The organism is Kitasatospora sp. NPDC048540, assembly GCF_040651175.1.
In the GTDB taxonomy this organism is placed as follows: Bacteria; Actinomycetota; Actinomycetes; order Streptomycetales; family Streptomycetaceae; genus Kitasatospora.
Genome location: NZ_JBEZIR010000205.1, coordinates 1 through 9,734, shown reverse-complemented (window position 1 = coordinate 9,734; position 9,734 = coordinate 1). Strand labels below are relative to the sequence as shown.

General features: G+C 70.6%; 5 protein-coding genes and 5 pseudogenes. 3 read left to right on the top strand and 7 right to left on the bottom strand.

The window, feature by feature from the left end; genetic code table 11:
- Both AB0D08_RS39225 and AB0D08_RS39220 read right to left on the bottom strand, forming a co-directional pair.
- On the bottom strand, positions 1–2,607 hold a 2,607-nt coding region (locus AB0D08_RS39225), incomplete at its 3' end, for an ATP-binding protein (RefSeq protein WP_359895111.1).
- Positions 2,608–2,652: 45 nt separating this feature from the next.
- Positions 2,653–2,820: pseudogene (locus AB0D08_RS39220) on the bottom strand (helix-turn-helix transcriptional regulator); the annotation flags it as partial.
- A 688-nt stretch (positions 2,821–3,508) separates the two neighbouring features.
- Here AB0D08_RS39220 and AB0D08_RS39215 point away from each other — a divergent pair.
- A pseudogene (locus AB0D08_RS39215) lies at positions 3,509–4,465 on the top strand (hypothetical protein); the annotation flags it as partial.
- On the opposite strand, the gene AB0D08_RS39210 reads toward AB0D08_RS39215, so the two are convergent.
- From AB0D08_RS39210 to AB0D08_RS39200, 3 genes and pseudogenes are all read right to left on the bottom strand, one after another.
- A complete protein-coding gene (locus tag AB0D08_RS39210) occupies positions 4,462–4,719 on the bottom strand; it encodes a type II toxin-antitoxin system RelE/ParE family toxin (protein WP_033820856.1) in 258 nt (85 codons plus the stop codon). The pseudogene AB0D08_RS39215 and the gene AB0D08_RS39210 sit on opposite strands and share 4 nt — an antisense overlap.
- On the bottom strand, positions 4,709–4,936 hold the full coding sequence (locus AB0D08_RS39205) for a hypothetical protein (RefSeq protein WP_033820855.1): 228 nt from the start codon (positions 4,934–4,936) through the stop codon (positions 4,709–4,711). The genes AB0D08_RS39210 and AB0D08_RS39205 overlap by 11 nt, the downstream gene beginning before the upstream one ends.
- 1,206 nt (positions 4,937–6,142) lie before the next feature.
- Positions 6,143–6,361: pseudogene (locus tag AB0D08_RS39200) on the bottom strand (transposase); the annotation flags it as partial.
- Between AB0D08_RS39200 and AB0D08_RS39195 the strand changes: the two are divergent.
- Positions 6,361–6,653: pseudogene (locus AB0D08_RS39195) on the top strand (transposase); the annotation flags it as partial. The pseudogenes AB0D08_RS39200 and AB0D08_RS39195 sit on opposite strands and share 1 nt — an antisense overlap.
- 1 nt (position 6,654) lies before the next feature.
- On the opposite strand, the pseudogene AB0D08_RS39190 reads toward AB0D08_RS39195, so the two are convergent.
- Positions 6,655–6,981, bottom strand: a pseudogene (locus AB0D08_RS39190) (transposase); the annotation flags it as partial.
- A gap of 719 nt (positions 6,982–7,700) precedes the next feature.
- On the opposite strand from AB0D08_RS39190, the gene AB0D08_RS39185 reads away from it, so the two are divergent.
- Entirely contained in the window at positions 7,701–7,967 is a 267-nt protein-coding gene (locus tag AB0D08_RS39185; RefSeq protein WP_359895109.1) for an ester cyclase, read from the top strand.
- Positions 7,968–8,911: 944 nt separating this feature from the next.
- Here the strand turns inward: AB0D08_RS39185 and AB0D08_RS39180 are convergent.
- A complete protein-coding gene (locus tag AB0D08_RS39180; RefSeq protein WP_359895108.1) occupies positions 8,912–9,328 on the bottom strand; it encodes a hypothetical protein in 417 nt (138 codons plus the stop codon).
- Between the last annotated feature and the right edge of the window lie 406 nt (positions 9,329–9,734).

Genomic DNA, 9,734 nt, shown 5'->3' with positions numbered 1-9,734 from the left:
GCAGGCCTCGGCCTGCGACAGCGCCCGCTGCAGGGCCCGGCGGGCCTGGAGGCGGTCGCCGGCGTGTGCGGCGGCGAGCCCGAGCTCGTAATGGGCGCGGGCCGACTCCAGTCGGGCCGGGGACCGCTCCAACACGATGGTGGCCCGGTGCAGCAGGGCGAGGCCCTCGCGGCCGCCGGTGGCCACGGCCAGGCAGCGTGATGCCAGTCCTATCGCTCTGTCGGTGCCCCATCGGTGGGCGGCTTCCAGTTCGTCGGTGGCCAGGCGCAGGGCGTCACTGCGTTGTCCCAGGGCCAGGTGTGCCAGTGCGGCCTGGGATCGCCACGGTGCCATCGCGAGGTTGGTGACCTGGGCGGCTTTCTCCTGTGCGCCGTACTCCAGCAGGACGGCGAGGGCGGTGGTGGGGTTGCCCTGCTCGCTGTGGAGGCGGGCGCGGGCCAGCTGCAGGGGCCCCTGCCACACCCAGCCCGCCTGCGCCATGCCGGGATCCGGGAGCAGCGCCGTGGCCGCCGCGGCCAGATCGCCGCGCTCGATGGAGGATGCGGCCAGCTGGGTTGCCAGCATCGTGCGTACCCGGGCATCTGTTCCTTCTACGGGGGTGGAGCCGGGGTGTCCGAGGTCCGGGGTGAGGCCGAGCTGGTGACCCCGGCGGGCCCGGAGGTTCAACTGCCCCACCAAGGCACCGGACAGCGCGCCGAAGGAACCCGTTCGCGCGCACATGTTGGCGATCTGCTGGAAGCGCACGGCCGCGTCGTCGAGGCGGTCGGTTGCCGCATACCTCCATGCGGTGATGCCGAGGAGTGTCCCGGTCGGCTCTGCCGGGCCCTGGTGTGCCCGGTCGAGGAGGTCGTCGGTGGCTGCCGCGCTGATGTCGCCGGTGAGGCACGCCAGGGCGACCAGGGCGGCGCACTGGCCGGGGGTGTTCCCGGCCGGCTTGTGGTCCCTCAGCCGATCGGCCCAGGACCGGGCCACCGGCAGCGTGGACAGCTGCTCGGAACCGATCATCACGATCTGGGCCTGCAGGTGCCAGGACAGTTCACGGCCGGACCCGCCGTCACCGGTCTGCGCCAGCTCCGCCACGGCTTGCTCGAGGACGTCGACGGCGCGCGCGTGCCGGTTCTGGTAGTGCAGAGCGGTCGCCAGCGCCTGGGCCGTCCGGGCCCGGGCGAACGGATCCGTCAACGCGGCACGCGCCTGTGCCAGATGGTGGGCGGCCGTGGTGAGGTCCACCGGCAGCGCGCCCATTCCCAACTCCATCAACAGCGGTGCTCGCTGCTCGACCGTCATCGGCTCGCGCAGCGCCCGGCGCAGATACCTCATGACGCTCTGCGGAGCGCCTCGGTCACGGGCGGTGCGGGCCGCCTCCCGCAGCACCTCCACCCGCCACGGCCGCCCGTCGCCGGGTTCGGCCAGCAGGAGATGCCCGGCCACCACATCCCCGTGCGCGCCGTCGGCCCGCAGCAGTTCGGCTGCCCGGGCGTGCCCGGCCGCCAGCTCCGCCGCACTCATCACCGTCTCGGCGATCGCGGCACGCACCAGCGGATGACTGAAGCACCCTCCCGCACCCAAGGGCGCCGCCCCGGTCACGTCCAGGGCCAGCACTCCGATCTGCTGCAAAGACCGGGCGTGGCGACGGACCTGCGTCTCCTCCACGCCCGCCAGCGCCGCGGCGATCCGCCACGCAGCCCCGTGCCCCAGAACGACCAGTGCCCGGGCCAGACGCCGGACCGGCTCGGATTGGTGCGCAAGCCGCTCGACCACGGTGGCGGCCAGCACCCGGCCCCGGAACTCCTCCACCAGGTGTGCCTGGCCGGCCACGGGCTCGACCCCGCTGTCCGCCAAGGTCCGCAGCAGCTCGCCGAGCAGCAGCGGATTACCCCCGGACGCCTCGGCGCAGGCAACGGCGAACCTCGGCTCCACCTGGCCCCCCAGCCGCGCCCGCACCATCGTGGACACGCCGGCCGTCGTCAGTGGCGGCAAGTCGACCTGTTCACTGCCACTTCGCGCCGCGATCTGTTCCAGCACCAGCCCCGCTTGGGTATCACCGTCGGGGCGCGCCGCAACCACCAGTACCAGCGGCAAGTCCTGCAACCGGCGGGCCAGGTACTCCAACCAGCGGACCGACGGGCCGTCGGCCCAGTGCGCGTCGTCGACCACCAGGGCGAGCGGACCGTCGTCGGTGACGTGGACCATCAGCCAGTACAAGCCGTGCAGGACACCCATCGAATCAGCCGACGGCCCCGACCCCGCCGGCTCGGCATCCAGCCGCAAAGCGTACGACGCCGGCTCGGCCGGGCCGGACAGCAACCGCTCCCGCCCCACCACGCCCGCCCGGGCCAGCAGCGGCTCCACCAGCTGCCGCAGCACCGCGAACGCGAAGTCCTGCTCCAGCAGCCCGCCACCCGCCCACACCACCGGCATCCCCCGCCCCCGCTCGGCCTCCGCCCAGGCACCCACCAACGAGGTCTTCCCCATACCCGCGCCCGCCCGGACCAGCACCACCGAACCGCGACCCTCACGTGCCGCGACCGCGGCACGCTCCAGCGCCGCCAACTGGCCACCGCGGTCCAGCAGGCCCGCCCCCACCCCGCCGTCATCGGCAACCAACCCCCGGGGACGACCCGAACGCCCGACCCGAAGAAGCAACGCCGCATCGGTGCCGGTGAGCCCCAACGCCGTCACCAACGCTTCAACCGTGTGATGCTGCGGCCGCTGCCGACGACCCCGTTCCAGATCCCTGACCGACCGGGAAGTCAACCCAGCCGCCTCGGCCAGCTCCTCCTGCGTCAGCCCTGCCCTCCGTCGCAATCCCAGCAGCATCTCACCGAACGTGGTCACCGGGCCACCCCCGCAACCCCGACCCCGACCCCGCCACCACACCCAGGAACGCACACCCGGCCACCGGACCGGACAACGAACACGGCCGCGAACGCACAACCGGTACACCTACGATCCAACACGGCGCTACCGACGATCCTGCACTCCTCGCCCGGGCCGACGACGACCGGCACCGGCGGGCCCACATCACGAACGGCCGACCGACGGGCGGTGGTGCCCGCAACGCGAGCAACACTCTCCACCACGGCGCCACCTCCACGCGAAGGCCACCGGCCCGCGTCGTGAAGGCCCCACCCCGAGCCGGCATACACGACAGCGAGACGGTCGTGGATCCTGCCCGGGCACTCATACCGGAACGTCATGGCCTCCCCTTTCATCGCCGATTGTTGACAAGATCAACGGTAGGAAGGACGGCCACCACCGACCATGAGGACAGCCGGTGTCCCAAGGTGGGGACCACCCCCGGAACACACCACCCACCACACCCGACACCAACCACCCGAACTGATCAGCCGCCAGCCCACCGAGGAGGCCGGGGCCGAACTCAGGAACCTGGCCGACACCCACCCCCACCTGCGCCTTCGCGGGGCAGGCCCGCCAACCCGACAAAACGAGAGGCCAGACGGGCTGCGCTGATCGAGCTGATCAAGTACTTCTCACCCGCTCCGGCGGCACGTACGGCCCGCCCAGGATCACGCTCGACCTGTGGGCCGAGGGCAGGCACGTGTCCGTGCACACCGTCGCCGAGACCATGGCCGAGCAAGGCTGGTACGGTCGCGAGCCGAAGAAGCGCAGGTCGCCGACCCGGCAGGGCAGACGGAAGGCCGCCCGCGACCTGGTCCACCGGCACTTCGACGCGGTCTCGCCCGACGTGCTGTGGTGCGGTGACGGCCCGCAGGACAGCAGCAGGGCCTTCGCCGACGCCTGCCGCCGGGCCGGCGTCCGCCAGTCGATGAGCACCGTCGGGCCCAGCGCCGACAACGCGCTCGGGTCCGTCAGGCCAGGCCTGCACGCAGTCGCACGGCGCAGGGCCCCGGGTGGGCGGATGGCCACCTCGCCGGGCCGGGGCGGCCGACAGCCGCAACGCCCGTACGGGAGGACGGCCTCGAACAGGACCCCGCCGGCCGGGGACCCGACCGGGCCTGCGTGCCGGGCGGGCGGGTGTGCGGCTCAGGCGGGCCCGGCGCCGTCGGCGATCCAGAGGGGGCTGCCGATCACCACCAGGTCGGCCCTGTGCGCGCCCCGTCCTCACGGGGCCGGGATGGTAGGCGTAGATGAGCGTCCCGACCTCCCTGCGGGCCGGCGTGGACCGGCTCTCGTGCCACTGGTGGGACAAGGCGGCGAGGTCGGCCAGGCAGTCGGTCACGCCGGGGAGCGCAAGCGCCTCGATCGCGACTCCATCGGTCTCGGGGTGGTCCACCGCGAGGAGTTCCAGGGCGCACACCGCGTCGGGTGGACCACCTGCGTGGCGGGCTACGGCAGTGCGGCGTGGCCGGGCGCACGTTGGCGGGCGGCGCCGAACAGAGCCCGGCCCACGGTCAGGGACAACAGTCGGCCGACCCCGGTGCGGAGCGCGAGCCGCGGATCCGCCTCTCAGACGGACGCCGGTACGGGCCCGGGCTCCTAGACCTCGACGTACCCGACAACCACGATCGTTTGACGGACCGTGACGTGGTAGATGACCCGTACACCGTCGATGTCGTCGCGGTAGTCGCGCAGCCGGCCGCCGCCCTCGATCGGGTGGCCGATGTCGGGCCGCACGGAGATGGCGACCAGGGCGCGGTCCAGGCGGTGGGTCTGGGCCGCGGTCAGCTTCTCGAGCTGAAGGGCGGCGAGGTCGGAGAAGGCGACGTCGGCACGGCGCGGGGTTTCAGGCGACACGCTGCTCAGTCTGCCCGTTCGCCAGCTCGGCGAGGTGGCGTTCGCGCAACTCCTCCCACGGCGTGCAGTCCTCGGGGTCGGGCAGGCCGTTGGCGGCGACGTCCTCCAGGAACGCGGCCAGCTGCTCGGCCCGGCCGCGTTCCTCCCGGGCCAGGGCGCGCAGCGCGTCGGCGCCCTCGGGGGCGAGTTGTTCGCGGCCGCTGTCGTTCGACGTCATCACGCTCTCCGTCCGGCCCCCGGTGGTCTGGGCCCGGGAGTTCACTCCCCCACGGTAGCCGGAAACGCGCTATCCGGGACCGTGGTCGACCGAAGTCGAATTGAGCGCGACCGCCGGTCCCTTCGCGCGGCGCAGCGACGGCGGGCCCGCGCCCGCCCGGTCCGCCGGTGAGCAGCACACAGGCCGGGCGTCGGGCGGCCGGCACACGGGGGGCGGTCGGGCTCGGGATCGGCCCGACCGCACCTGCAATTTCGTCTTTCGGCCTTCCTGGCCCGGTACGCCGCCTGCCGACATGCAGAACAGCAGTACATCGCGTCACGGCGGTGGCCGTGCCCGCGGGCGAAGCGGCGGCGCAGGCCGGGCAGCGCACCACATGCTCGGTCTCGATGCCCTGGGTGAACCAGAGGCCGATGGCGACAGTCTCAAGGAGGTGGCCCCGACGACGTCGGGCCATCGCCTTGCACGCCGCCGAGCAGAACCGGGCGTCGCTTCGCGCAGTCGCCCGCAGCGGTCCCCAGCAGTACGCGCACCGGCGCACCCAGCCAGCCAGCCAGCCAGCCATGGTTCCACCGTACGGCGGCCGCACGCCTCATGTGCCGATCATGTCCCTGAAATGGGAAAACAGATGCTCCACCGTGGATGCGCGTGCGGCAGCGCCGCGGGCGCGGGCCCGCGATCCGTACGGACGTGGTGCCCGCGGCGCCGTGCGTGCGGCCGCGGGTCCGGGCCGCCCGATGGGTGGGAATGTCCGACAATGCGCCGGGTATCCGCAGTGGGGGCCGTACATTCGGCTGCTACGAGCGGTAACTGACGATCCGGTGGGAGTGATTGTGGCAAACCCCAGCACGTTCGGCACGGACAGCAGTGTGGGATCGACGGTTGCACTGCTGGAGGCGAAGCTGCCCGCCGTGCGCGAGCGCCGCCGCGAGCTGGAGGAGCAGCTCGCGGCCGTCATCGCGCAGGAGAGCGCTCCGGCTCGCCCTGGCCTGGTGCTCCATCGAGCTAGTGGCAGCCGCCCGCGCTCGCCGTACTGTGCCGCAGCACCGAGGTGCGCCGCCGCCACGCGACCGCGCTCCTGCCCCTGTGCCGCGACCTGGCGGCCCTCGGGCGGGTCGTGCCCCGCTCTGTGGTGTAGCCGATCACTCGGTGGGCGTGTTGGGTAGTGCGGGGCGCTTCGGGGAGCTCGGCCAAGTAGAGCTGGTTGCCTTCGGGCAGGTAGCGGCGGGGGAAGGCGATCCACTCGTCGTGGAGCTCGAAGAGCACGGCGGTGACCAGCCGCAGGAGCGCGTCGTCGTTCGGGAAGACCTGGACGACATCGGTGCGGCGCTTGATCTCGCGGTTGATCCGTTCCAGCGGGTTGGTGGACTGGATCTTCTTCCAATGTCGTTCCGGGAAGGGCGCGAAGGCGGTCAGGTCGTCCTTCGCTCGGCGACAGCGAGACCGAGGTGTTCTGGAGCGATTTCCTGCGCTCATTGTGCGAACGCGGCCTGGTCGGCGTCCGACTCGTGATCGGCGACCACCACCTGGGGCTGGTCAAGGCCATCCGCAGGGTCATGCTCGGAGCCGCCTACCAACGATGCAGGGTTCATTTCCTGCGCAACGTGTTCAGCGTGGTCAACAAGGAGGCGGCGAGCTGGTCGCCACGACGATCCGCACGATCTCCGCCCAGCCCACCGCCGAGGCGGTCCGCACCCAGCTCGACACCGTCGTCGGCATGCGTCGACCGAGCGCGTGGACACGCCGTGGACGTAGGCCTCCGTGATGACCGCGTACAGGGCCTGGTCGATGCGGCGGCGCCGCTCCAGCAGCGCGGGGAAGAAGCTGCCCGACCGCAGCTTGGGGATGGCCGGGTCCAGGTCGCCGGCCGCTGTGGTCAGCGTCTTGTCCCGGTGCCCGTTGCGGAACGTGGTGCGGGCCTCGGTGTGCTCGTTCCACTGGGCGCCGATCCTTGCAGTGGCCTCGGCCTCGATCAACTCCTGGAGCATCCGCTCAGCCACACCGCGGACGAGTTCCAGGCCGTCTGCCGAACGTAGTGACTCCAGCAGGCGTAGTAGATCAGACTGAGAAAGGGCCACCGTGCGTCTCCTTCGTTGAACTGGCCTTTCAATTCGAAGAGTTGCGCGGTGGCTGACTCATGCTCAGGGAGTGCGGGGCCCTCGTGGGTGTGCGCCCCAGGAGCGATCCCGCGCACGCCTCACCTGTGATCGGCTACACCACACAGCGGGACGCCATCCTCAGGTGCCACGCCAGCTCACCGAACCTGCACTCGACGGCCCTTGTCCACGCTGCCTACTACGACGGCGGATCGATGCCGAATCACCGCACCACATTGCCAACTGAGTGACAACGGATTCGGGCGCACCCGACTGCGGGGCGCGCGGACTCGTCATCCGCTGCACCCTGGCAGCCCGCGCACGGAATGAGCCCTTTCCCGCTCTCGGCGATCAGGGTGCCCCAACCGCGGCACGCCTGGCAGTTGGCAGCCGACTTGACGTCCACCGCGTACTTGGGTGCCACACAGGAAAGGTTTCCCATCGAAATCATCCTCCACCCGACCCGCCGTTCCGATGATCCGGGCCGATACCGGGGCCAACGCGGATCGAACGTCGTTCGGCAATCATGGCCGCTGCGTCTGTATCATCGCGCTCCAGTGTCGGCGGCTGGCTGAGAAGGCCAGGGCGATCGACCTCGGGGCACGATTCGAATTCCTCGATTCTGCTTTCCGCACCGCCGTCCCGGAACCTGCCGACGGCCCACCTGCAGGATGACGTCGGGTGGTCCGATCGGTTGGCACCGGTCGCAGTGCCGGCGGCGCTGGCGAGGCGTGCAGAACGGGCGAAGGAGAAATCCCGGGCGAGGTGGACGGTTCCCGCCCACCAGCGCTACGGTTCGGGAGATCGACAGTGCGGTCTTCCGGGTCGAGGGTGACCGCATCGTGGAGCACTGGATCCAGATCGACTGGGCGGGACTGAGCGCCCAGTTGCGGGCGGCCAGGGCTAAGGAACAGACGGCATGCGCTGAACTGATATGACGTCAGCAATGCTCCGTGTCAGGATTATCGGTGGAATTTCCCCCCAGTGCGGGCCTGGCCCGTTCAGGACGGCTGGGTCCGGCCACCGGCCGGACGGTCACACAGCAGGCGAGGCCGACCATGGGCATGTCCCCTGGGACGCCAGGACGGCTTGCGTGGCGGTGGTAGAGGTGGAGATGCTTCCGGGGTGGGCTGGAGGAGGCCTCCGGCGGCGGGGCTGCCGATCGCCCCGCCGAGCTGGCGGAGGTGGTGCTGATGACCCCTGATGCCGCGCCGGTCAGCGTGGGTTCGAGGCATCGGGTGGCAATGCCGGCGAGGCGGGGCGGAGACCAGCCCGATGCCGACGCGGGAGACAAGCAGCGAGGTCATGAGCGCCCCCAAGCCAACGACTGGGTTCAGCTGCCGTGCCAGGAACCCGATACCCGCGATCAGCAGGCCGAATCTGAGGGCGGCGAGGGCGCGGGCGCTGGCAGCGTCGGACCTCATCCCGGCGAAGCGGCGCAGAGTGAGGGACAGGGCGGACATGGGGGACGGTCGCAGCTCCGGCCGCCAACGGGCTGCGGCCGACACAGATCCCGGGCGCTCACAGACCTCGCCTGCACCAGAGCCGACCACACGTCGACGTCCCGGTCCGGCGACGGCCCACCACCGAGCTGACCCGAAGGAGAAATCCCTGCGCGAGTCCCGCGCCCGGCTCCGATGCCCGGTCGAACGAGACGTCGCCACCGTCAGACGCCGGCGCGTCTTCCGACACCCTTGCTGCAGTCCCCAGCGGCTCACGTCAGCAGCAAAGCCATCCTCACCCTGGAGAGGCAACGCTGAAAGCGCTCAATGGTATGGATAGTAATGCCGGACGACAGCCGACTGAACTTATCCCAAAAGCCGCACACTTGATCCACTGCGTCGGGCCAGAAATTCTGCCACGTCGGCTCACCCGAGCTACATTAGGCCCACTCGCTTGCCCCAATTCGAACTGTCCTGGGCAACTGGATCCGGGAGCGGAGCACGCCGAAGATGCGGCACAGCAACGTGACCGAGTGGGTGGCCTTCTCCGCCGCGATGAACCGGTGGACCTCGCTCACCGGTCGCTCTCCCGCGCGAAGAAGACCGGCTTTTTTCAGGACCTCGATAGTCTTCTGCTGTTCGAGGTTCTGCCGGCGCAGGCGACGGAGCTCCTCGTGCTCGGCGCCGGGGAGCCAGGTGAGCAACAAGCAGGGAAAGCGGTACTCGGAGGAGTTCAAGCGGGATGCCGTGGCGTTGGCCCGGTCCTCCAGAGCCCGGATTGCCTTCACCGCGGTCAACCCTGTCCTGCTCGACCCAGCTCCGCAGGCCCTCGGGACCCACCCCAGGTCGCGGGCCACCTCGGTGACCGTCTACTTCCTCTGGAACCTCACGTCCCAGTCTCCAGGTGTCCAAGTCCAGGGGGAAGCTTCAGCCCAGGTCGTTGCGCATTCGGGCATGGTCGGCCAGGCGGCGACGAGCTCACACCCGGAACCCCTGGGCTTCCCTGATCCTACGAATGATCAGATCCGGCGCGCTTGAAAGGTAGGCCGAGCTCAGGGCCGATTATCCGTTCGTTCGGGGGATGGGGCTGGGGGTGGGTGGTGTGAGGCTGGCTGTGCGAAGGCTGTCGAGGGGCGCCTGTGTTTCTTGATGGATGCCGAGTTTCACCTATTGATTTTGGGGTTTGTATGTCTGTGCGTGTGTCGGGTGTGGTGGGTTCGCGTCGTCTGGTGGTGGCGGGGGTGTCGGTGGTGGTGGGGGTGT